Here is a 23,380-nt window from a genome sequence, read left to right as displayed (position 1 = left end):
TTAACTGAGCAATATGATCTGACTAACAGGTCAACAAGAATAGGAACAGTTGCGGAGAATTGCGTTGGATCACCGGGGTGTGTTTCCGAACTGTATGGGTTGTTTCGGTGCGTAACTGTACCGCTCTGCACCGTCATGGTGCGTTACCGAAAGAAACAGCGAAGTGTTACAGCAGGAAAAGCGAAAGGGCCGGGTGGGCGTGTTGCGATGGCGGCAAGAGAAAAGGCCGCCGAAATATGTTTTTACGTGGTTTTTTCTGCCCTGTCCAGACGCCCGGAAGAATTAATCGTCCGGGCGCTGGAAATAGTTGCGGATGAAACGGTTCAGCCTCAGCCGGCCAGCATGTGTCCACGTTCTTCCAGGTTCAGGTGCCAGGCCAGCGCCTCGCGCAACAGATGCGGCGTGTGGCCGCCTTTCGCGCAAGCCGCCTCGAAGTAGTCCAGCAGCGGTGCCTGGTAGGACGGGTGGACACAGTTCTCGATGATCACCCGGGCCCGTTCGCGAGGCGCCAGGCCGCGCAGGTCGGCGAGGCCCTGCTCGGTGACGAGGATGTCGACGTCGTGCTCGGTGTGGTCGACGTGGCTGACCATCGGCACCACGCTGGAAATGTTGCCGCCCTTGGCGATCGACTTGGTGACGAAGATCGCCAGGTGCGCGTTGCGGGCGAAGTCGCCGGAGCCGCCGATGCCGTTCATCATCTTGGTGCCGCCGACGTGGGTCGAGTTGACGTTGCCGTAGATGTCGAACTCCAGCGCCGTATTGATGCCGATGATGCCCAGGCGACGGACCACCTCGGGGTGGTTGGAGATTTCCTGCGGGCGCAGCACCAGCTTGTCCTTGTAACGCTCCAGGTTACCGAACACGTCGGCGTTGCGCCGCGGCGACAGGGTGATCGAGCTGCCCGAGGCGAAGCGCAGCTTGCCGGCGTCGATCAGGTCGAAGGTCGAGTCCTGCAGCACTTCGGAGTACATGGTCAGGTTCTCGAACGGTGACTCGATCAGGCCGCACATCACCGCGTTGGCGATGCTGCCGATACCGGCCTGCAGCGGGCCGAGGCTGTTGCTCATGCGTCCGGCGTCGACCTCGCGCTTGAAGAAATCGATCAGGTGGTTGGCGATGGCCTGGGTCTCGCCGTCCGGCGGCAGCACGGTGGATGGCGAGTCCGGCTGGTCGTTGATGACGATGGCGACGATCTTCTCCGGCGGGATCGGGATCGCCGTGCTGCCGATGCGGTCGTCGACGCGGGTCAGCGGGATCGGCGTGCGGGTCGGCCGGTAGGTCGGGATATAGATGTCGTGCAGGCCTTCCAGGTTGGTGCTGTGGGCCAGGTTGATCTCGACGATGACCTGCTTGGCGAAGATCGCGAAGCTCGCCGAGTTGCCCACCGAGGTGGTTGGCACGATGTGGCCCTGCTCGGTGATCGCGGCGGCTTCGATGACGGCGATGTCCGGCAGCTTCAGCTGGTGGTTGCGCAACTGCTCGACGGTTTCCGAGAGGTGCTGGTCGATGAACATCACTTCGCCGGCGTTGATCGCCTTGCGCAGGGTGCTGTCGACCTGGAACGGCATGCGCCGGGCGAGCACGCCGGCCTCGGTGAGCTGCTTGTCGAGGTCGTTGCCGAGGCTGGCGCCGGTCATCAGGCTGATACGCAGCGGACGTTCCTTGGCGCGCATGGCCAGCGCCTGGGGTACGGCCTTGGCCTCGCCGGCGCGGGTGAAACCGCTCATGCCGACGGTCATGCCGTCCTGGATCAGGTCGGCGGCTTCGGCCGCACTCATCACCTTGTCGAGCAGGGAGGGCAGGCGCACGCGATCACGGTACATGGAACGAACCTCAGACGACGAATTATTAGAGGCCGCCAGTCTAGGGTTTCCGCGATTTTTCGCCTTTATACCAAGGTCGAAGCGCTATTCAGCGGGCTTATGGGCGGATTGCCAGGACCACCACGCCCGCTGTCACCAGGCCTACGCCGAGCCATTGGCGCAGGTCCAGGCGTTCGCCGAGGAGGGCCACGCCGAGCAGTGCCACCAGCACCACGCTGAACTTGTCCAGCGGCGCCACCAGCGACGCCGGGCCGAGCTTGAGGGCGCGGAAATAGCAGATCCAGGAAGCACCGGTGGCCAGCCCGGAGAGCACCAGGAACAGCCAGCTGCGCGGCGGGATGCTGCCCGGGGCCTGGAACTTGCCCAGGACCGCGAGGATGCCGCCGAGGGTGACGAGGATCACCAGGGTGCGGATGAAGGTGGCGAAGTCCGAATCGACCCGGTCGAGGCCGATCTTGGCGAAGATCGCGGTCAGCGCGGCGAACAGCGCCGAAAGCAGTGCCCAGAAGGCCCAGGATGCCAGCATGTCGTCCTCCTCCGGGCCTTCTCCACGGGCTGCGCCGCTACAGGGCTTCCAGCTTGGCGTAGCCGAGCATCAGCCACTTGCTGCCTTCGCTCTCGAAGTTCACCTGCACCCGGGCCTGGGCGCCGGCGCCTTCGAAGTTGAGGATAGTCCCTTCGCCGAACAGCGCGTGGCGCACCCGCTGGCCGAGGGAGAAGGGCGTCTCCGGCACCCCGGCGCCGCTGAACAGGCTGCCGCCGGCGTTGCGCGAAGTGCCGCCGTAGGGGCGGCTGACGGTATTGGACAGGCGCACTTCCTGGATCAGCGACGGCGGGATCTCGCGGATGAAGCGCGAAACCTTGTTGTAGGTCTCGCTACCGTAGAGCCGGCGGGTCTCCGCGTAGGTCAGGACCAGTCGCTGCATGGCGCGGGTGACGCCGACGTAGGCCAGGCGGCGTTCCTCTTCCAGGCGGCCGGATTCCTCCAGGCTCATCTTATGCGGGAACAGCCCTTCCTCCATGCCGACCAGGAACACCAGCGGGAACTCCAGGCCCTTGGCGCTGTGCAGGGTCATCAGTTGGATACTGTCCTCGTGGGCGTCGGCCTGGGTTTCCCCGGCCTCCAGGGAGGCGTGGCTGAGGAAGGCCTGCAGCGGGGTGAGGTCTTCCTCTTCCTCGCTGTTCTCGAAGGCGCGGGCGGCGCTGACCAGTTCCTCGAGGTTCTCCACCCGGGCCTGGCCTTTCTCGCCTTTTTCTTCCTTGTGGTAGCTGATCAGTCCGGACTGCTCGATCACCGTCTGGGTCATCAGGTGCAGCGGCATGTCCATGACCTTCGCCGAAAGATTCTCGATCAGCTCGACGAAGCCGGTCAGGGCGCTGGCGGCGCGGCCGGGCAGGACCTTGTTGGCGATCATCAGGCGAATCGCCTCCCACATCGACACATCGTTGCCGCGGGCGAATTCGCGGATGCTCTCCACGGTCTTCTCGCCGATGCCGCGTGCCGGCACGTTGACCACCCGTTCCAGCGCCGCGTCGTTGCCGCGGCCGTCGAGCAGGCGCAGGTAGGCCATGGCGTTCTTGATCTCGGCACGCTCGAAGAAGCGCTGGCCGCCGTAGATGCGGTAGGGAATCTTCTCCCGCAGCAGGGCTTCCTCCAGCACCCGCGACTGGGCGTTGGAGCGGTAGAGGATGGCGATCTCGCTGCGCGCCAGGCCGCCTCTGAGCGCGCTCTCGATCGACTCGACCACGTAGCGCGCCTCGTCGTGCTCGTTGAACGCGGCGTACAGGCTCAGCGACTCGCCGTCCTCGCCGTCGGTCCACAACTCCTTGCCCAGGCGTCCCTGGTTGTTGGCGATCAGGGCGTTGGCGGCCTTGAGGATCGACGCGGTGGAACGGTAGTTCTGCTCCAGGCGGATCACCTCGGCGTCGGCGAAGTCGTCGCTGAACTGTTGGATGTTCTCGATCCGTGCGCCACGCCAGCCGTAGATCGACTGGTCGTCGTCGCCGACCACCATCAGGCTGTCGCCGCCCTTGGCGAGAATCCGCAGCCAGGCGTACTGCACGGCGTTGGTGTCCTGGAACTCGTCCACCAGGATATGGCGGAAGCGCCGCTGGTAGTGCTCGAGCACGCCGGGATGGTCGCGCCAGAGGTCCAGGGCGCGCAGCAGCAGCTCGGAGAAGTCGATCACCCCGGCGCGGGCGCAGGCCGCCTCGTAGGCTTCGTAGATCTTCAGCATGGTGGCGAGGAACAGGTCGCCGCCGGGCTGGATGTGTTGCGGCCGCAGGCCCTCGTCCTTCTGCCCGTTGATGAACCACTGGGCCTGGCGCGCCGGCCAGCGCTGCTCGTCGAGGCCGAGTTCGCGGATCACCCGCTTGACCAGGCGTTGCTGGTCGTCGCTGTCGAGGATCTGGAAGTTCTCGCTCAGCCCGGCCTCGCGCCAGTGCGCGCGCAGCAGGCGATGGGCGAGGCCGTGGAAGGTGCCGACCCACATGCCCGCCGGATTGATCCCGAGCAACTGCTCGATGCGGTGGCGCATCTCCGCCGCCGCCTTGTTGGTGAAGGTCACCGACAGGATGCTGTAGGGCGAGGCGTGCTCGACCTGGATCAGCCAGGCGATCCGGTGCACCAGCACGCGGGTCTTGCCCGAGCCGGCGCCGGCGAGGACCAGTTGGCGGCCCAGCGGCGCGGCCACGGCCTGGCGCTGCGGGTCGTTGAGGGAGTTCAGCAGGAGGGAGAGGTCGTCGTTCATCGCGGCATTCTACCGGGGCGGGGAAAAGCCGGGCAAACCGGGCCGCCATTCGGCGCAGGCCGGCGCAGCGTCGGGCCTGGCTGCGGAAAAATGCTCTATCCCGGCCTTGGGCAGCCTGCCCCTGCTCGGTTATGCTCCGGCCACTTCAAGGCAAACCACTACAAGAACAAGCGCCTATGACCGTCCATGTCGAGCCCTTGGCGCTGCCGGGCGGCAGCACCGATGTACTGCGGCTCTACGCCCGCGAAATTGCCATCGAGCGTACCCGGCTCCTTTATCTCGGCTCGCGCACGCCGACCCTGCTCATGCTGCTCGGCGGCGTGACCAGCGCCTGCCTGGTGTGGGGCAAGGTCAGCAGCTGGCTGCTCGGTGGCTGGCTGGTCTGGCTGGTGTTGCTCGCCGTCCTGCGCCTGCTGCAGGTCGCCGCCTTCCAGCAGGCCGACAGCCGTCGCCAGGCCAGCCGCCACTGGCGGCGGACCTTCCTGTGCGGCGCCGGCGCCTCGGGCCTGACCCTGGCGTTCGCGGTGATCATGCTGGTCCCGGCCGATGCCTTCCTCCAGCAGGTGCTGGTGTTCGGCCTGGTGGCGGCGGCGATCCTCTCCGCCAGCGTCGCCTATGCGGTGAGCCTGCCGGCCTTCCTCACCTTCGCCTTGCCGGGCCTGCTGCCATCCATCGTTTTCCTGCTGTTACAGCCGCATAGCCTGTTGCAGGGCTGGGGCGTGCTCGGCCTGATCCTGCTGGTGGCGCTGCTGGTGGTCGCCGGGCAGATCCACCGGCTGGTGCAGGGCGCGCTGCTGCGACGCTTCCAGACCCAGGCGCTGAACCTGCACCTGGAGCGCGTCAACGCCGAGGCCGAAGCGCTCAATCGCAAGCTCGCCCAGGAGGTCGGCCAGCGACGCCTGGTCGAACGCGAGCTGCGCGCCGCCCGCGATGCCTTGCAGCGCCGGGTGGAGGCGCGCACCGAGGAGCTTGGCGCGACCAGCCAGGCGCTCAGCCAGAGCGAGGCGCGCCTGGCCATGGCCCTGGAGGCCAGCGAACTGGGGTTGTGGGACTGGAACCTGGAGAGCGGCCGGGTCCAGCATTCCTATCTCGAGGCGGTCTTCAGCGCCGGGGACGGTCCCGAGGACTATCGCAGGCTGATCGAAAGCATCCACCCCGGCGACCTGCCGCGTATCCGTCGCGCCCTCGCCGAACATCTCAAGGGGCGCAGCGAGCTGTACCGGGTGGAGTACCGCGTGCGCGACCGGGAGGGCGGCTGGCGCTGGCTGGAGGATCGTGGCCGGGCCATGGCTCGCGACCCGCGGGGACGGGTGACGCGGATGCTCGGCACGCGCAGCGACATCAGCGCGCGCAAGCGCCTGGAAGAGCAGCAGCAACTGGCCGCGACAGTGTTCGAGGCGGCCAGCGAGAGCATCGTGATCCTCGATCCGGCCTACAACCTGCTGGCGGTCAACCAGGCCTTCAGTCGCATCACCGGCTATCGCCGCGAGGACGTGGTCGGGCGCAACGCCAGCCTGCTGGTGAATACCCCCGAGGCCCAGCGCCACTACCGGCAGATCCGCGCCGAGCTGCGCCAGCACGGGCAGTGGCAGGGCGAACTGGTGGATACGCGGAAGAATGGCGATCCCTATCCCCAATGGCTGCAGCTCAACCTGCTGCGCGACGGCAATGGCGAGGCGACCCACATCGTCGGTTTCTTCACCGATCTCAGTGCCCGCCGCGACGTCGAGGAGCGCCTGCGTCACCTGCTGCACTACGACGAACTGACCGGCCTGGCCAACCGCCGGTTGTTCCGCGAGCGGCTGCACGAGGCGGCCCAGCGGGCGCGCCAGGAGGAGGGCGGGCTGGCCCTGCTGCTGATCGACCTGGACCGCTTCAAGCTGCTCAACGACAGCCTCGGCCACGAGGTCGCCGACCAGTTGCTCAGGGAGATGGCCCAGCGCCTGCGGCGCACCGCGCCGGAAGCCAACACCCTGGCGCGTCTGGCCGGCGACGAGTTCGCCATTCTCCTCGATGGCGGCACCGGCACCGCGGCCCTGTCGCGCCTGGCCGAACGCCTGCTGGTCCAGTTGCGCCAGCCGGTGAGCGTGCTCGGCCACGAGTTGATCCTCGGCGCCTCGCTGGGGATCAGCCTGTTTTCCGAGCAAGCACGGGAAATCTCCGTGCTGATGAGCCAGGCGAACCTGGCGATGCAACATGCCAAGCAACTCGGCGGCAATACCTTCCAGTTCTTCCGCGACAACCTGCAGGACAGCACCCTCGAACGCCTGCGCCTGGAAACCCGGTTGCGCAAGGCGGTCGAGGAGGGCCAGCTGGACGTGCATTACCAGCCCAAGCTGTGCCTGGCCAGCGCCCGCCCGGACTCGGTCGAGGCGCTGGTGCGCTGGCACCATCCGGAGGAGGGCATGATCCCGCCGTCGACCTTCATCGGCCTCGCCGAGGAGTGCGGGTTGATCGGCGAGATCGGTGAATTCGTCCTGCGCCGGGCCTGCCTGCAGGCCGCCGAGTGGAGCCAGCGGGGCCTGAACCTGCGGGTCTCGGTGAACCTCTCGGTCCACCAGTTGCGCCAGGGCGACCTGCTCGACGTAGTGCGCTCGGCGCTGGCCGACAGCGGCCTGCCGGCGGCGCAACTGGAGCTGGAGTTGACCGAAAGCCAGTGGCTGGACGCCCTCGATAGTGTCCTGGCGACCTTCCGCCAGTTGCGCGAGATGGGGGTGAAGCTATCGGTCGACGACTTCGGCACCGGCTATTCCTCGCTCAGCTACCTGAAGCGCCTGCCGCTGGACTACCTGAAGATCGACCAGTCGTTCGTCCGCGACCTGACCCAGAACAGCGAGGATGCGGCGATCATCCGGGCGATCATCGCCATGGCCCACAGCCTCGACCTGAAGGTGGTCGCCGAAGGCGTGGAAACCATCGAACAGCGGGACTTCCTGGTGGCCCAGCGTTGCGATGAGCTGCAGGGCTACCTGATCGGCCGGCCGTTGCCGGCCCATGCCCTGGAGGAAGGTTTGCGCCAGGCTCGTTGAACGCGATCCGGCGGAGTATGCTGTAGCACTTTCGACTCCCACGAATTAAGGACGATTCATGCGCTCGAAGCCGCTTCTTCCCGCCCTCCTGCTGGTGGGCGCCGGTCTCTCCCCGCTGGCCCAGGCCAGCAGCGACGACTCCTGCTATCCCGATTGGTCGCTGGTCGGCGGCGGTGTCTGCGATACCCTGCCGTTCCTCGCCCCGGGCAACGACACCCGCGCCAACCTGCGCCTGCTGCTGGCCGACGCCGGCCACTGGCGGCTGGTGGAGGCGCCGCCGTCGGAGGAAGAGAAGCTCGAAGGCTACGGCCTGGTACCGTTCGGCCTGTTCCGCCTGCTGCCCGGCGACGGCAGCCAGCCGCCCGCGCCGCCGGCGGCGAGCGAGGCCGAGACACCGCCGCCTGCGCCAGCGCCCTCGCCGCTCGCCGAACTGGCCCGGCAGATGGGCGCCGAAGCGCTACCGGAAAAGATCGCCGGCGCCGAATTCTTCGAGGGCGAGGGCAGCCGCTGCCGCAGCAACGACCAGGACAGCGCGCTGGCGTTTCTTCGCCAGGTGCGTGACGCCGGGCTGGGCGAGGCGGAGACCAAGGCCCTGGCCAACAGCCGCCTGGACCTGCTCGGTGCCTGCGGCTGGGAACAAGAGGAACTGGGCGGTGTGCTCGCGCAAGGCGTCGAGTCGGCCGCAGGCAAGGCCTTCGCCACGTACCTGGAGGCTGCGGCCAACTTCTACAGCGGTCGCTTCGACGAAGCCGAACAGGGCTTCAAGGCGTTGCAGGACGTGTCGCAGCCCTGGCTGAAGGAAACCGCCCTGTACCTGCAGGCGCGCACCCTGCTCAACGCCGCCCAGCAGAACGCCTTCGACGACATGGGCTTCCCCGAGCTGCAGAATGTCGACAAGGCTCGCCTGGAACAGACCCGCAGCGCCCTCGATGCCTACCTGCAGGCGTATCCGAAGGGGCTCTACGCCGCCTCTGCCAAGGGCTTGCAGCGGCGCGTGCATTGGCTGGCCGGCGACCAGAAGCTGCTGGCCCAGGACTATGCCGCGCAATTCGCCGAAGCCGAGCAAGGGCAGCGCAACATGGCCCTGGAAGACCTGGTCCAGGAGGTCGACAACAAGCTCCTGACCGGTATCCAGCTCGGCGACATCCAGACCCCGCTGCTGCTGGCGGTGGCCGACCTGGTGCAGATGCGCGCCCACGATCCGTCGACCCCGCGCAGCTTCACCTGGGAAACGCTACAGGCCCAGCAGGCCAGCTTCGCCGCGCATCCCGAACTGTTCGCCTACCTGCAGGCGGCCTATCGCTTCTATGTCGACCAGGACCCGGCGAAGACCCTCGAAGCGCTGCCGCAAAAGGTCGGCAGCCTCGACTACGTCGGCTTCAGCCAGCAGACCCTGCGCGGGCTGGCGCTGGAGCAGCAGAAGGACTGGAAAGCCGCCGAGGCGCTCTGGCTGGAACTGTTGCCGCAGGCCGCGCAGCCGTACCAGAAGGGCCAGTTGCAGTTGGCCCTGGCGCTCAACTACGAGCGCAGCGGCCAGTTGGAAAAGGTCTTCGCCGAAGGTTCGCCGGTCCAGGAGCCGCTGCTGCGCAGCATCCTCCTGCGCAACGTCGCCGACGCCGCGCTGTTGCGCCGCCAGGCCAAGCAGGGCGCGACGGCGGAAGAGCGCGACAGCGCGCTGTTCACTCTCCTTTACAAGGACCTGCGCCGCAGCCGCTTCTCCGACTTCGGCAAGGACTTCGCGCTGCTCGGCGAAACCCCCTCGCAGACCAAGCTGGGCACCAGCCTCGGCTATGTCTACGGCGCCGGCAACAGCCTGGAGCTGTTCCGCTGGAAGGGCGACAAGGCCGAGTCCGGCTACGTTTGCCCGGCCATCGCCGAGTCGGCCGCGGCGCTGGCCGCTGATGACAAGGACCCGAAGGGCCTGAACTGCCTGGGCGAATTCATCCTGCGCAACGGTCTCGACGGCATGCCGCTGGACAGCCAGCCCGAGGCCAACGAGCTGGGCGGCACCCCGAGCGGCTTCAAGGGCGCGGTGTACTCCCGGCTGGATGGCTATCGCCTGGTCATGGACAACCCCAAGGCACCGCGCGAAGACAAGGCCTACGCGCTGTTCCGCGCGATCAACTGCTTCGCCCCGGCCGGCTACAACACCTGCGGCCAGCAGGACATCCCGCAGGCCGAGCGCAAGCAATGGTTCCGTACGCTCAAGTCGACCTACGCCGACAGCTCCTGGGCCAAGGAACTGAAGTACTACTGGTGAGGCGCTGGCGAGCCTGGCTGGCGGGCCTGTTGCTGGGCCTGCCGCTGTTGCCGTCCGTCGAGGCCGCGGTGCGCGCCGAGGACTACGACGCCTTCTGGCTGTGGAGCGGCGTCGCGCCGCAGCCGGCGCTGGCGCGGGCCGAGACGCTGTACATCCTGCAGGGACAGATCAGCCAGTCGCGCCGGCGCCCCGGCGAGGGCGTGCGGCTGATCGCCCAGGGCATCTCGGTGCCGCGCCTGGCGCGGGGCGAGGTCTGGGTGGTGTACCGCGCCCATACCCTGCGCTGGACGCCGCAGATCTACCAGGCCGTGCTGAACCAGGTGCAGCGCTGGAAGCGTGCCGGCAACCCGGTGGTCGGCATCCAGATCGACTTCGATGCGCGTACCCGCTACCTCGACGAGTACGTCGATTTCCTCCGCGACCTGCGCCAGCGCCTGCCCCGCGAATACCGCTTGAGCATCACCGGGCTGCTCGACTGGGGCAGCAACGCCGAGCCGGCGGCGATCAACCGGCTCAAGGGCGTGGTCGACGAAGTGGTGGTGCAGACCTACCAGGGGCGCCACAGCATTCCCAACCACGCCGCCTACCTCCCGCGGGTCAGCCGCCTGCAGCTGCCGTACCGGATCGGCCTGGTCCAGGGCGGCGACTGGCAAGCCCCCGACTACCTGGAAAAGAGCCCCTGGTTCAGGGGCTACGTGGTGTTCCTGCTCAACCCTCAGTGAGCGCAGCCGCAAGCGCCCTTGCCGGCACACCCGCCGCTGCGTTCGGCCTGCGGCTGGCGGGTATCCTGGCCGGGCTGGAGATCGCGCATCAGTAGCGCGTAGCGCAGATCCAGGCCTTCCGGCAGCGCCAGGTAGACCACGTGGCCATTGCCCGGCGCCACCTCAATGGCTTCGCCGGCGGCGTTGCGCAGGTCCTCCACGCGCAGGCTCAGGTTGCCTCGCGGAGTCATCAGTTCGACGCTGTCGCCGCGCTGGAAGCGGTTCTTCACCTCCACCTCGGCCAGGCCGTCGCGGCGTTCGCCGGTGAGTTCGCCGACGAACTGCTGGCGCTCGGACAGCGAATGGCCGTGCTGGTAGTTCTGGTACTCGTCGTGCACGTGGCGGCGCAGGAAGCCCTCGGTGTAGCCGCGGTGGGCGAGGGACTCCAAGGTGTCCATCAGACCGCGGTCGAACGGCTTGCCGGCCGCCGCGTCGTCGATCGCCTGGCGGTAGACCTGGGCGGTGCGCGCCACGTAGTAGTGGGACTTGGTACGGCCCTCGATCTTCAGCGAGTGCACGCCGATCCGCGCCAGCCGCTCGACGTGCTGCACGGCGCGGAGGTCCTTGGAATTCATGATGTAGGTGCCGTGTTCGTCCTCGAAGGCGGCCATCGGTTCGCCGGGACGGTTGCCTTCCTCGAGGAGGAATACCTGCTCGGTCGGCGCGCCGCGTCCCAGGGTCGGCTCCCGCGCCACCACGTTGCCCAGCTCGTCCTCGCGGCCCTCCACCGCCTTGTATTCCCAGCGGCAGGCATTGGTGCAGGTGCCCTGGTTGGGGTCGCGGCGGTTGATGTAGCCGGACAGCAGGCAGCGCCCGGAATAGGCCATGCACAAAGCGCCGTGGACGAACACTTCCAGCTCCATGTCCGGCACCTGCTGGCGGATTTCCTCGATCTCCTCCAGCGACAGCTCGCGGGAAAGGATCACCCGGGTCAGGCCCTGCTGCCGCCAGAACTGCACCGCGGCCCAGTTCACCGCGTTGGCCTGCACCGACAGGTGGATGGGCATCTGCGGGAAATGCTGGCGAACCAGCATGATCAGGCCGGGATCGGACATGATCAGCGCATCCGGACCCATGGCGACCACCGGCTCCAGGTCGCGCAGGAAGGTCTTCAGCTTGGCGTTGTGCGGGGCGATGTTGACCACCACGTAGAAGCGCTTGCCGAGCGCGTGGGCCTCGGCGATGCCTTCGGCCAGTTGGGCGTGGTCGAAATCGTTGTTGCGCACCCGCAGGCTGTAGCGCGGCTGCCCGGCGTAGACGGCATCGGCGCCGTAGGCGAAGGCATAGCGCATGCTTTTCAGGGTGCCGGCGGGGCACAGCAGTTCGGGGCGGAGGGCGGTGGCGGTCATGGTTCGGGCTCGCAACGACGTGGGCGCGCGACTCTAGCCGAGCGCGCGCCGGGCGATCCTGAGCCGGATCAATGTCCGCGTCATTCCAGCCAGCGTCGACCCTGCAGTTCCAGCAGCAGTTGCGCCTGTTCCGGGCCGTTGCTGCCGGCCGGGTAGGGCCGCGGGCTCTGGTAGTGCTCGCGCCAGCCGGCGAGGATCGGGTCGACCCAGCCCCAGGCGGCCTCTACCTCGTCGCGGCGCATGAACAGCGTCGAGTCGCCCTCGATCACGTCCAGCAGCAGGCGTTCGTAGGCGTCCCAGCGCCGCTTGTTGCGGCTGAGGGCCTCGGCCAGGTTGAGATCCAGCTCCACCGGTTCCAGTTGCATGCCCTTGCCCGGGGTCTTGGCCATCAGTTGCACGCTGATCCGCTCCTCCGGCTGCAACCTTATCCACAGGCGGTTGGCCGGCCCGCCGCCGCCGTCGATCAGGCTGTGCGGCACCGGCTTGAACTGGATGACGATTTCCGAGCACTTGCGCGCCATGCGCTTGCCGGTGCGCAGGTAGAACGGCACCCCGGCCCAGCGCCAGTTCTCGACCTCGGCCTGGAGCGCGACGAAGGTCTCGGTATCGCTGTCGTTGTCGACGTTCTTCTCGAAGTAGTACGCCGGCACCTCCTGGCCGCCGATCCTGCCGGCGGCGTACTGGCCGCGTACCGTCTTGTCCTGCACGTCGAGCCCGGAGATCGGCTTCAGCGCCTGCAGCACCTTGAGCTTCTCGTTGCGCACAGCCTCGGCGTCGAAACGCACCGGCGCCTCCATCGCCACCAGGCAGAGCAACTGGAGCAGATGGTTCTGCACCATGTCGCGCATCGCCCCGGCGTGGTCGTAGTAGCCGCCGCGGTTCTCCACGCCAAGGGTCTCGTTGACGCTGATCTGCACATGGTCGATGTGCGCCGCGCGCCAGACCGGCTCGAACAACGCATTGGCGAAGCGCAGGGCCATCAGGTTCTGCACGGTTTCCTTGCCCAGGTAGTGGTCGATGCGGAACACCCGCGACTCGTCGAACACCCGGCCGATGGACTGGTTGATCGCCCGCGCCGAGTCCAGCGAATGGCCCAGCGGTTTTTCCAGCACGATGCGCGCTTGCGGCCCGGCGAGGCCGGCGATGGAGAGGTTCTGCGCGATCGGCGCGAACAGGCTCGGCGAGGTCGCCAGGTAGTGCACCAGCACCCGGCCCTCGCTGCTCTTCAGGTGCCGCGCGAGACGGCCGAAGTCGGCGCTCTGCGAGGCGTCCATGGCCAGGTAGTCGAGGCGCGCGGCGAAGCCTTTCCATTGTTCGGCGGCGAACTCGCTGCGTGCCACCACCGCGCGGACGTTGCGCTCGGCGAGGGCGAGGAAGGCGGCGTTGTCCAGCGCGCTGCGGGCGAGGGCGAAGATCCGCGTATCGGCCGGCAGGCGGTCCTCCCGGTGCAGGCGATAGAGCGCCGGCAGCAGCTTGTGCAGGGCCAGGTCGCCGGTACCGCCGAAGACCAGGATGTCGCAGGACGTTGGAGTGGCTGGTGTACTCAAGGCAAGCTCCCGACGGCGTTGGCTGGGCGTGGCTGACTGTTTGTAGTATAACTACAAGGTTACTACAGAGAATCGAGCCCAGCCTGTGAACCTGCTGCAGCACATAGCCCAGTCCCGCCAACAGCTCCGCAAGTCGGAACTCAAGGTCGCCGATCACGTTCTCAACGATCCGGCGTCGGTCATGCACAGCTCCATGGCCGAACTGGCCCATGGGGTCGGGGTCAGCGAGCCGACCATCGTGCGTTTCTGCCGCGCCATCGGCTGCAGCGGCTTCCAGGACCTCAAGCTGAAGCTGGCGCAGAGCCTGGCGGCCGGCGCCAGCTTCGGCCAGTTCTCGATCCACGAGAGCGACTCGGTGGCCGACTTCAGCCTGAAGATCTTCGACACCACGCTGCACAGCCTGATGGAAGTCCGCGAGCACCTGGACACCCACGCCCTGGAGCGCGCCATCGCCGCCATCGCCCACGCCCAGCGCGTGGAGTTCTACGGCTTCGGCGCTTCCGGCGCGGTGGCCTCGGATGCCCAGCACAAGTTCTTCCGCCTGCTGCTGTCGGCGGCGGCCTACTCCGACCCGCACATGCAGGCGATGTCGGCGGTGACCCTCAAGCCCAGCGACGTGGCCATCTGCATTTCCCAGTCGGGTCGCTCGAAGGACCTGCTGATCACCGCCAACCTGGTCCGCGAGGCCGGCGCCACGCTGATCACCCTGTGCCCGAGCCAGACCCCGCTGGCCGACCTGGCCACGGTCAACCTGGCGATCGACGTGCACGAGGACACCGACATCTACACCCCGCTGACCTCGCGCATCGCCCACCTGGTGGTGATCGACGTGCTGGCGATGGGCGTGGCCATGGCCCGCGGCCCGGACCTGGTCAACCACCTCAAGAGCGTCAAGCGCAGCCTGCGCAGCCTGCGCCTGTCGCCGAAGGTGATGAAGAACCAGGAAGAGCGCGGCGAGCCGTCCTGAGGCGCCGCCGGGAAGGCATAACGCAGTCTTCACCGGCCTGCCGCCAAACCGTCACATTGCTGCGCGATGCTCGCGACTCCAGCCAGTCGGCCATGGGAGACGCGAGATGCCCCGTCATAGCGATGCCAATGCCCAGCACGTGGATTCGAAAACCCGCCGCAAGCTCGAAGACCAGCGGCGCATGCAATTCCGCCGGGCGATCGAGGACCACTGCGAAGAACTGCGCCTGCGCCAGGAACTGGCCGACTACCCCGAGCTGGTAGCCGCCGCCTACCTCAGCTCGAACCGCCAGGGCCGGCGAAGCGCCCAGCGAGCTGGCTGATCAGCGCCCGCTCCTCGCGGACGAAGGCGACGAACGCCTGGGCCACCGGGCTCAGGCGCTTGCCCTTGGCGTGCACCAGGCACCAGCTGCGATAGAGCGGCAATTCCTCCACCGGTAGTTCGCGCAGCAGGCCGTTGGCCAGTTCCTGGTGCGCCGCATGGCGCGGCAGCAGGGCCAGGCCGAGGCCGGTGATCACCCCTTCGCGCAGGGACTCCAGCGAGGCGATCTCCTGGATCTGCGAGAAGTGCGCGCGGCGTTGCTGGAAGAACTCCTCGCAAGCCTTGCGGGTGCCCGAGCCCGGTTCGCGGACCAGTAGCGGGAAGGGCTCCAGGTCCTTCAGGGCCAGCTTCGCGGCGTTGCACAGCGGATGGTCCGGCGGCGCCACGGCGATGATCGGGTTGTTCAGGAAGGGCAGGAACTCCAGGGCCATGTCCTGCGGTACCAGGGACATGATCACCAGGTCGTCGCGGTTGTCGGCCAAGCGCTTGATCACCTGGGTGCGGTTGACCACCGTCAGGCTCAGGCTGACTTCCGGATGCAGGTTCTGGAACGCCTTGAACAGGTGCGGGGTGATGTACTTGGCGCTGGACTCCACCGCCAGGCGCAACTGGCCCTGCAGCGAGCCCTTCAGATCCGAGAGCTGCATGTCCAGGCTTTCCAGGCGCTGGAACAGGTCGGTGCTGGTCTTCAGCAGGGCTTCGGCGGCATCGGTCAGGTAGAGCTTCTTGCCGACGTACTCGAACAGCGGCTGGCCGACCAGCTCTTCCAGTTGGCGGATCTGCAAGCTGACCGCCGGCTGGGTCAGGGCCATTTCCTCCGCCGCCCGGCTGTAGGAGCGGCTCTCGCATACGGCACGAAAAACCTGAAGCTGCCGTAATGTCATACGCATCAACGACTTACGCATTCCAGTCACACTCTGACCGAGATCGGTCGGGCGACTATAAAGCTTTTCTAATGGCTATCCCAATAATTATTGATTTTTGTTAATCACCCTCGCGGGGGTAGGGTAAAAGTGCGACCGGGAGCTGCCTGCCGGTCATGCAGCGACCGGAATATCCGGATCGACCGTACCAGGTTCCCAACCCCGAAGAGGGAGACCTCCGTGATCAAGAAGATCCTGATCGCCAACCGCGGCGAGATCGCCGTCCGCATCGTGCGCGCCTGCGCCGAGATGGGCATCCGCTCGGTGGCCGTCTACTCCGAGGCCGATCGCCACGCGCTGCACGTCAAGCGCGCCGACGAAGCCCACAGCATCGGCGCGGACCCGCTGGCCGGCTACCTCAACCCGCGCGCCCTGGTGAACCTGGCGGTGGAAAGCGGCTGCGACGCCCTGCACCCCGGCTATGGCTTCCTCTCGGAAAATGCCGAGCTGGCGGAAATCTGCGCCGAGCGCGGTATCAAGTTCATCGGCCCGTCGGCGCAAGTGATCCGCCGCATGGGCGACAAGACCGAAGCCCGCCGCAGCATGATCGCCGCCGGCGTGCCCTGCACCCCCGGCACCGAAGGCAACGTCGCCGATCTCGCCGAGGCCCTGCGCGAAGCCGAGCGGATCGGCTACCCGGTGATGCTCAAGGCCACCTCCGGCGGCGGCGGCCGTGGCATCCGTCGCTGCAACAGCCGCGAGGAGCTGGAACAGGCGTTCCCGCGGGTGATCTCCGAGGCGACCAAGGCCTTCGGCAGCGCCGAAGTATTCCTCGAGAAGTGCATCGTCAATCCCAAGCACATCGAGGCGCAGATCCTCGCCGATTCCTTCGGCAACACCGTGCACCTGTTCGAGCGCGACTGCTCGATCCAGCGCCGCAACCAGAAGCTCATCGAGATCGCCCCGAGCCCGCAGCTCACCCCCGAGCAGCGCGCCTACATCGGCGATCTGGCGGTGCGCGCGGCCAAGGCGGTGGGCTACGAGAACGCCGGCACCGTGGAGTTCCTGCTCGCCGACGGCGAGGTGTACTTCATGGAGATGAACACCCGGGTCCAGGTGGAGCACACCATCACCGAGGAAATCACCGGCATCGACGTGGTCCGCGAGCAGATCCGCATCGCTTCCGGGCTGGAGCTGTCGGTCAAGCAGGACGACATCGTCCATCGCGGCTACGCCCTGCAGTTCCGCATCAACGCCGAGGACCCGAAGAACAACTTCCTGCCCTCGTTCGGCAAGATCACCCGCTACTACGCCCCCGGCGGCCCCGGCGTGCGTACCGACACGGCGATCTACACCGGCTACACCATCCCGCCGTACTACGACTCGATGTGCCTGAAGCTGATCGTCTGGGCGCTGACCTGGGAAGAGGCCCTCGATCGCGGCCTGCGCGCCCTTGACGACATGCGCGTGCAAGGGGTCAAGACCACCGCGCCGTACTACCAGGAAATCCTCCGCAACCCGGAATTCCGCAGCGGCCAGTTCAACACCAGCTTCGTCGAAAGCCACCCGGAACTGACCCAGTACTCGATCAAGCGCAACCCGTCGCACCTGGCCATCGCCATCGCCACCGCCATCGCGGCCCACGCCGGCCTGTAAGGGAAGGAGCAGAACATGAGCAACACCATCCAAGCGAAGAAGACCGGCGTCACCGATACCATCCTGCGCGATGCCCACCAGTCGCTGCTGGCGACCCGCATGCGCACCGAGGACATGCTGCCGATCTGCGACAAGCTCGACCGCGTCGGCTACTGGTCGCTGGAAGTCTGGGGCGGCGCGACCTTCGACGCCTGCGTGCGCTTCCTCAAGGAAGACCCGTGGGAACGCCTGCGCAAGCTCAAGGCAGCGCTGCCCAACACCCGCCTGCAGATGCTCCTGCGCGGGCAGAACCTGCTCGGCTACCGCCACTACAGCGACGATGTGGTGCGCGCCTTCGTGGCCAAGGCGGCGGTCAACGGCATCGACGTGTTCCGCATCTTCGACGCGATGAACGACGTGCGTAACCTGCGCGTCTCCATCGAGGCGGTGAAGGCCGCCGGCAAGCACGCCCAGGGCACCATCTGCTACACCACCAGCCCGGTGCACATCATCGAGGCCTTCGTCGCCCAGGGCAAGGCGATGGCCGACATGGGCGTCGACTCCATCGCCATCAAGGACATGGCCGGCCTGCTCACCCCCTATGCCACCGGCGACCTGGTCAAGGCCCTGAAGGACGCCCTGCCGCTGGACGTGGTGGTGCATTCCCATGACACCGCCGGTGTCGCCAGCATGTGCCAGCTGAAGGCCGTGGAAAACGGCGCCGACCGTATCGACACGGCGATCTCCAGCATGGCCTGGGGCACCAGCCACCCGGGCACCGAGTCGATGGTCGCGGCGCTGCGTGGCACCCCCTACGACACCGGCCTGGACCTGGAGCTGATCCAGGAGATCGGCATGTACTTCCACGCGGTGCGCAAGAAGTACCACCAGTTCGAGAGCGAATTCACCGGCGTGGATACCCGCGTGCAGGTCAACCAGGTGCCGGGCGGGATGATTTCCAACCTGGCCAACCAGCTCAAGGAGCAGGGCGCGCTGAACCGTATGGGCGAGGTGCTCGAGGAAATCCCGCGGGTCCGCGCCGACCTCGGTTTCCCGCCGCTGGTGACGCCGACTTCGCAGATCGTCGGCACCCAGGCGTTCTTCAACGTGCTCGCCGGCGAGCGCTACAAGACCATCACCAACGAAGTGAAGCTGTACCTGCAGGGCCGTTATGGCAAGGCCCCCGGCGAGGTCAACGAGCAACTGCGGCGCCAGGCCATCGGCAGCGAGGAAGTCATCGACGTGCGCCCGGCCGACCTGATCAAGCCGGAGCTGAACAAGCTGCGCAGCGAGATCGGCAACCTGGCCAAGTCCGAGGAAGACGTACTCACCTACGCGATGTTCCCGGACATCGGGCGCAAGTTCCTCGAAGAGCGTGAGGCCGGCACCCTGAAGCCCGAGGAACTGCTGCCGATTCCCACCGGCAAGGGCGTCGCCGCCGCCGGCGCGGAAGGCACCCCGACCGAGTTCGTCATCGACGTGCACGGCGAGACCTACCGCGTCGACATCACCGGGGTCGGCGTGAAGAGCGACAACAAGCGGCACTTCTACCTGTCCATCGACGGCATGCCGGAAGAAGTGGTGTTCGAGCCGCTCAACGAATATGTCGCCGGCTCCGCCAGCGGCCGCAAGCATGCCAGCGAGCCGGGCCACGTCAGCACCACCATGCCGGGCAACATCGTCGACGTGCTGGTGAAGGAAGGCGATAGCGTCAAGGCCGGCCAGGCGGTGTTGATCACCGAGGCGATGAAGATGGAAACCGAGGTCCAGGCCGGCATCGCCGGTACGGTCAAGGCGATCCACGTGGCCAAGGGCGACCGGGTCAACCCGGGCGAGATCCTGATCGAGATTGCGGGCTGACCGCGACAGACGGTTAAAGTCCCTGGGGGAGCATGATGCTCCCCTTTTTTTATCGGCATCGGTTGCCGCGTCGGCTGGCTGTTCGCCCTGCCAGGGTGCGCCCGGCGCGCGCGCCGCCTAGAATGCCGCCTCTGCCCAACGGCGCGTCGCGCCGCAGGCGCTGACTATCGGGAAGTCCAGGTGTCGTCCTCTCCAGCTCAAACGCCCAGCCGCCGGCCCTCGCTGCTCGGCGGTTCGATGATCATCGCCGGCACCGCCGTCGGCGCCGGAATGTTCTCCCTGCCCATCGCCATGTCCGGCATCTGGTTCGGCTGGTCGGTGGCGGTGTTCCTGCTCACCTGGTTCTGCATGCTGCTGTCGGGGATGATGATCCTCGAGGCCAACCTCAACTACCCGGTGGGCTCGAGCTTCTCGACCATCACCCGCGACCTGCTCGGCCAGGGCTGGAATGTGGTCAACGGGCTGAGCATCGCCTTCGTCCTCTATATCCTCACCTATGCCTATATCTCCGGCGGCGGCTCGATCATCGGCTACACCCTGTCCAGCGGCCTCGGCGTGACCCTGCCGGAAAAGCTCGCCGGGCTGCTGTTCGCCCTGGCGGTGGCGCTGGTGGTGTGGTGGAGCACCCGCGCGGTGGACCGCATCACCACGCTGATGCTCGGCGGCATGATCATTACCTTCGGCCTCTCCATCAGCGGCCTGCTCGGGCGCATCCAGCCGGCGATCCTGTTCAACAGCGGCGAGCCGGACGCGGTCTACTGGCCCTACCTGCTGGCGACCCTGCCGTTCTGCCTGACTTCCTTCGGTTACCACGGCAACGTGCCGAGCCTGATGAAGTACTACGGCAAGGACCCGCAGCGGATCAGCCGTTCGCTGTGGATCGGCACCCTGATCGCCCTGGCCATCTACCTGCTGTGGCAGGCCAGCACCCTGGGCACCATCCCGCGCGAGCAGTTCAAGGGCATCATCGCCGGCGGCAGCAACGTCGGCACCCTGGTGGAATACCTGCACCGGATCACCGCGTCGGATTCGCTGAACGCGTTGCTCACCACCTTCTCCAACCTGGCGGTGGCCAGCTCCTTCCTCGGCGTGACCCTCGGCCTGTTCGACTACCTGGCCGACCTGTGCAGGTTCGACGACAGCCACTTCGGACGTTTCAAGACCGCGTTGCTGACCTTCGTCCCACCGACCATCGGCGGGCTGCTGTTCCCCAACGGCTTCATCTACGCCATCGGTTTCGCCGGGCTGGCCGCGGCGTTCTGGGCGGTGATCGTTCCGGCGCTGATGGCGCGGGCCTCGCGCAAGCGCTTCGGCAGCCCGCTGTTCCGCGCCTGGGGCGGCACGCCGGCGATCGTGCTGGTGCTGCTGTTCGGCGTGGCCAACGCGGTCGCGCACATCCTGGCCAGCCTGCACTGGCTGCCGGAGTACCGTTGAGCGACCGGCAGTCCCTGCCAGGGGCTAGTCGCGCAGCGCCTCCAGCGTCTGCCGCTGGCGGCCTTCGGCGTCGAAGTTGGAAGGATCGAGCCAGCGCTCGAACGCCGCCTGTCGCGCCGGCCATTCGCTGTCGAGCAGGGAGAACCAGGCGGTGTCGCGGTTGCGCTGCTTGACCACCATGTGCTGGCGGAAGGTGCCTTCGTAGGTGAAGCCCAGGCGCTCGGCGGCGCGCATCGAACGGGCGTTGCCGGCATTGCACTTCCACTCCAGGCGGCGGTAGCTGAGGCGGCCGAGGGCGAGCTCGGCGAGCAGGTAGACCGCCTCGGTAGACCCCGGTGTGCGCTGCATCGGCGCGCCGAAGGCGATATGGCCGATTTCGATGACGCCATCCTTCGGCGTGATCCGCAGGTAGCTGAGCAGGCCGACGGCGCGCTGCGTGCGCCGCTCGCGCACGGCGAAGAACAGCGGGTCGCGGCTGGTCGCCTGGCCGGCCAGCCAGGCGTCGAACGCCGTGCGCTCGGCGAACGGGCCGTAGGCCAGGTATTCCCACAGCAGCGGGTCGGCGCCAGGCCCTTGCAGGGCGTCCCACAGGTCGTCGCCGTGGCGTTGCGGATCGAGCGGTTCGAGCTTGACGAAGCGGCCGTCGAGCGGGGCGTGGGGCGGAGTGGCGACGGGGCGCCAGTTCAAGGGTTCGCGCATGGTGGGCCTCAGAGAATCCTGCGGTACTGAAGGAAACCGGACTTGTCGGCGATGCGCTCGTACAGCTTCATCGCGTCGCTGTTGCTCTCGTGGGTCAGCCAGTGCACCCGCGAACAGCCAGCGGCGCCGGCCTCGGCGTAGACATGCTCGATCAGCCGGCGCCCTATGCCCTCGCCGCGCAGGCCCTCGGCGACGAACAGGTCCTGCAGGTAGCAGTAGTCGCCGACGGTCCAGCAGGAGCGGTGGTAGATCCAGTGCACCAGGCCCACGGCGCGCTCGTCGAGCCAGGCGAGGGCGGCGTTCATCGGTTCGTCGGCGTCGAGGAAGCGCTGCCAGGTGGCGTCGCTGGTAGCGGCGGCGATCTCGGTCTTGTAGAAGCGCTGGTAGCCCTCCCACAGCGGCAGCCAGGCGGCGTGGTCGGCGGCGCCGACGGGACGAATCTGCAGGGACGTGCTCATGGCTCGGTTCCATGTCCGGGTAAAGGTGCCTCCAGACTAGGCCGGGAAATGGTCCGCTAGAAGATCCATTGCTGGTCAATTCCACAGGTCCAATCCACACTGGCGTTTTCTTCCCTCCGAGACCGCCATGGCCACCGTACTGCCCTTCGACCCCGCCGGCATCCACCTCGACCCCGCCCAGGGCCTGGCCCGCCAGCTCTACGCCGCGCTGCGCGAACGGATCCTCGACGGCCGCCTCGGCAGCCGCACGCGGATGCCCGCCAGCCGTGAGCTGGCCCAGGCCCTGAAGGTCTCGCGCAACACCGTGGTGCGGGCCTATGAACAGTTGCACGCCGAGGGCTATATCGACGGGCGCACAGGCGACGGCACCTACGTTGCCGAGTTGCAGGAAATCCCAGGCAGGGCCCCCGCCGTCGCCCCGAGCGCTCCCGCGCCGCGCGGCCCGGCGGCCCTGGCGCCGCCACCGGAAGGCGCGCCGCGAGCGTTCCGCGTCGGCGTGCCGGCCTTCGACCTGTTCCCCTTCGACACCTGGGCGCGGCTACAGGCGCGCTTCTGGCGCAACCCGCCGGCGGACTGCCTGGGCTACGGCGATCCGGCCGGCGAGGCGCGCCTGCGCGAGCTGATCGCCGCCTACCTGCGCAGCGCTCGCGGCCTGCGCTGCGAGGCGGAACAGGTGATCGTCACCCATGGCGCGCAGCAGGCCATCCGCCTGTGCGCCCAGGTGTTGCTCGAGAACGGCGATCCGGTGGCTGTGGAAAACCCCGGCTACCGCGCGGCGCGCCTGGCCTTCGCCGCGACCGGCGCGGTACCGCACGGGATCGACATCGACGCCGAGGGCCTGCGCAGCGACCGGCTCGCGGGCATCGCCGGCTGCCGCCTGGCCTATGTCACGCCGTCACACCAGTACCCCACCGGCGTCACCCTGTCGCTGGCGCGGCGCCTGGAGCTGCTGGAGTGGGCCGAGCGCGCCGACGGCTGGATCGTCGAGGACGACTACGACGGCGAGTATCGCTACAGCGGTACGCCGCTGGCGCCGCTGGCCGCGCTGGACCGACAGGGCCGGGTGCTCTACGTCGGGACCTTCTGCAAGATCGCCTTCCCGGCGTTGCGCCTGGGCTACCTGGTGGTCCCGCCGGCGCTGGTCGAGCGCTTCCGCCAGCGGCGGGCCATCGAGGTACGCCATTCGGAGGTGGGCACCCAGCGGGTCATGGCCGACTTCATCGCCGAGGGGCATTTCCAGCGCCACGTCCGCCGCATGCGCCGCGCCGCCCGCGCCCGCCGCGACGCCTTGCTGCGGGGCTGGCCAGAGGCGCCGGGTTGCCAGCCGTTGCCGGCGGTGGAGGCGGGGCTGCACCTGTGCGTGCGGGTCGACAGCCTGGCGCGCGAGCGGGCCCTGATCGCCGCGGCGGCAGCCGCCGGGGTGGAAGTCAGCGCCTTGAGCGACTACTGGATGGACGACTCCAGCGTTGCGCCAGACGACCGCGCGGGCCTGGTGCTGGGCTTCGCGGCAGTACCCGAGGCGCGTATCGACGAAGCGCTGCGGGCGTTGCGCAAGGCCTGGCGGCGGGAGGCCCTGGTTGGACCCGTCGTCGCGACTGACTAGAATGCCCCCGGATCACCCTCG

General features: G+C 67.5%; 17 protein-coding genes. 9 read left to right on the top strand and 8 right to left on the bottom strand.

What is annotated here, in order from left to right:
- Nucleotides 1-329 precede the first annotated feature (329 nt).
- From HMPREF2581_RS06240 to uvrD, 3 genes are all read right to left on the bottom strand, one after another.
- Nucleotides 330-1,823 carry an acetyl-CoA hydrolase/transferase family protein gene (locus HMPREF2581_RS06240; RefSeq protein ID WP_003096875.1) on the bottom strand — a complete coding sequence of 498 codons (1,494 nt, stop codon included), beginning with the start codon at nucleotides 1,821-1,823 and terminating at the stop codon, nucleotides 330-332.
- Between the two features lie 97 nt (nucleotides 1,824-1,920).
- A complete protein-coding gene (locus HMPREF2581_RS06235) occupies nucleotides 1,921-2,349 on the bottom strand; it encodes an EamA family transporter (protein WP_003142106.1) in 429 nt (142 codons plus the stop codon).
- A gap of 37 nt (nucleotides 2,350-2,386) precedes the next feature.
- Nucleotides 2,387-4,573 carry a DNA helicase II gene (uvrD, locus tag HMPREF2581_RS06230; protein ID WP_003142104.1) on the bottom strand — a complete coding sequence of 729 codons (2,187 nt, stop codon included), beginning with the start codon at nucleotides 4,571-4,573 and terminating at the stop codon, nucleotides 2,387-2,389.
- Nucleotides 4,574-4,749: 176 nt separating this feature from the next.
- Between uvrD and HMPREF2581_RS06225 the strand changes: the two genes are divergently transcribed.
- The 3 genes from HMPREF2581_RS06225 to HMPREF2581_RS06215 are packed head-to-tail and all read left to right on the top strand — an operon-like array spanning nucleotide 4,750 to nucleotide 10,584.
- Complete coding sequence (locus tag HMPREF2581_RS06225; protein ID WP_003142102.1) at nucleotides 4,750-7,602, top strand: putative bifunctional diguanylate cyclase/phosphodiesterase; 2,853 nt, start codon at nucleotides 4,750-4,752, stop codon at nucleotides 7,600-7,602.
- Nucleotides 7,603-7,660: 58 nt separating this feature from the next.
- The gene (locus HMPREF2581_RS06220; RefSeq protein ID WP_003142100.1) at nucleotides 7,661-9,862 is read left to right on the top strand and encodes a PA5441 family protein; all 2,202 of its coding nucleotides are present in this window, start codon (nucleotides 7,661-7,663) and stop codon (nucleotides 9,860-9,862) included.
- Nucleotides 9,859-10,584, top strand: coding sequence for a DUF3142 domain-containing protein (locus HMPREF2581_RS06215; RefSeq protein ID WP_016254356.1), 726 nt, complete (start codon nucleotides 9,859-9,861; stop codon nucleotides 10,582-10,584). The genes HMPREF2581_RS06220 and HMPREF2581_RS06215 overlap by 4 nt, the downstream gene beginning before the upstream one ends.
- Here the strand turns inward: HMPREF2581_RS06215 and yegQ are convergent.
- Both yegQ and zwf read right to left on the bottom strand, forming a co-directional pair.
- Entirely contained in the window at nucleotides 10,578-11,972 is a 1,395-nt protein-coding gene (yegQ, locus tag HMPREF2581_RS06210) for a prephenate-dependent tRNA uridine(34) hydroxylase TrhP (protein WP_003142098.1), read from the bottom strand. The two genes, HMPREF2581_RS06215 and yegQ, sit on opposite strands and share 7 nt — an antisense overlap.
- Before the next feature lie 80 nt (nucleotides 11,973-12,052).
- Nucleotides 12,053-13,519, bottom strand: a complete 1,467-nt coding sequence (gene zwf / locus HMPREF2581_RS06205; RefSeq protein WP_003096859.1) for a glucose-6-phosphate dehydrogenase — start codon at nucleotides 13,517-13,519, stop codon at nucleotides 12,053-12,055.
- Nucleotides 13,520-13,604: 85 nt separating this feature from the next.
- Here zwf and hexR point away from each other — a divergent pair, with 85 nt between their 5' ends.
- Together hexR and HMPREF2581_RS06195 are read left to right on the top strand one after the other, a co-directional pair.
- Nucleotides 13,605-14,486 carry a transcriptional regulator HexR gene (hexR, locus tag HMPREF2581_RS06200; RefSeq protein ID WP_003096857.1) on the top strand — a complete coding sequence of 294 codons (882 nt, stop codon included), beginning with the start codon at nucleotides 13,605-13,607 and terminating at the stop codon, nucleotides 14,484-14,486.
- 106 nt (nucleotides 14,487-14,592) lie between these two features.
- Complete coding sequence (locus tag HMPREF2581_RS06195) at nucleotides 14,593-14,808, top strand: PA3496 family putative envelope integrity protein (RefSeq protein ID WP_003105559.1); 216 nt, start codon at nucleotides 14,593-14,595, stop codon at nucleotides 14,806-14,808.
- Here the strand turns inward: HMPREF2581_RS06195 and pycR are convergent.
- Entirely contained in the window at nucleotides 14,762-15,697 is a 936-nt protein-coding gene (gene pycR / locus HMPREF2581_RS06190; protein WP_003142096.1) for a LysR family transcriptional regulator PycR, read from the bottom strand. The two genes, HMPREF2581_RS06195 and pycR, sit on opposite strands and share 47 nt — an antisense overlap.
- A gap of 213 nt (nucleotides 15,698-15,910) precedes the next feature.
- On the opposite strand from pycR, the gene HMPREF2581_RS06185 reads away from it, so the two are divergent.
- From HMPREF2581_RS06185 to mtr, 3 genes are all read left to right on the top strand, one after another.
- Complete coding sequence (locus HMPREF2581_RS06185) at nucleotides 15,911-17,326, top strand: acetyl-CoA carboxylase biotin carboxylase subunit (RefSeq protein WP_003096848.1); 1,416 nt, start codon at nucleotides 15,911-15,913, stop codon at nucleotides 17,324-17,326.
- Nucleotides 17,327-17,341: 15 nt separating this feature from the next.
- Nucleotides 17,342-19,165, top strand: coding sequence for a sodium-extruding oxaloacetate decarboxylase subunit alpha (gene oadA, locus HMPREF2581_RS06180; RefSeq protein ID WP_003142094.1), 1,824 nt, complete (start codon nucleotides 17,342-17,344; stop codon nucleotides 19,163-19,165).
- Between the two features lie 180 nt (nucleotides 19,166-19,345).
- Nucleotides 19,346-20,599: a tryptophan permease gene (mtr, locus tag HMPREF2581_RS06175; protein WP_003096841.1), complete on the top strand. Its 1,254-nt coding sequence runs from the start codon at nucleotides 19,346-19,348 to the stop codon at nucleotides 20,597-20,599.
- 24 nt (nucleotides 20,600-20,623) lie between these two features.
- Here the strand turns inward: mtr and HMPREF2581_RS06170 are convergent, their stop codons facing one another.
- On the bottom strand, nucleotides 20,624-21,298 hold the full coding sequence (locus HMPREF2581_RS06170; RefSeq protein ID WP_003142091.1) for a GNAT family N-acetyltransferase: 675 nt from the start codon (nucleotides 21,296-21,298) through the stop codon (nucleotides 20,624-20,626).
- Nucleotides 21,299-21,306: 8 nt separating this feature from the next.
- Entirely contained in the window at nucleotides 21,307-21,756 is a 450-nt protein-coding gene (locus HMPREF2581_RS06165) for a GNAT family N-acetyltransferase (RefSeq protein WP_003142089.1), read from the bottom strand.
- 127 nt (nucleotides 21,757-21,883) lie between these two features.
- Between HMPREF2581_RS06165 and HMPREF2581_RS06160 the strand changes: the two genes are divergently transcribed.
- The gene (locus HMPREF2581_RS06160) at nucleotides 21,884-23,359 is read left to right on the top strand and encodes a MocR-like pyridoxine biosynthesis transcription factor PdxR (RefSeq protein WP_003142087.1); all 1,476 of its coding nucleotides are present in this window, start codon (nucleotides 21,884-21,886) and stop codon (nucleotides 23,357-23,359) included.
- Nucleotides 23,360-23,380 lie beyond the last annotated feature (21 nt).

It is taken from the genome of Pseudomonas sp. HMSC057H01, assembly GCF_001836405.1.
Classification (GTDB): Bacteria; Pseudomonadota; Gammaproteobacteria; order Pseudomonadales; family Pseudomonadaceae; genus Pseudomonas; species Pseudomonas aeruginosa.
The sequence above is the reverse complement of the archived record's forward strand: the minus strand, read 5'-3'. Positions and strand labels throughout refer to the sequence as shown.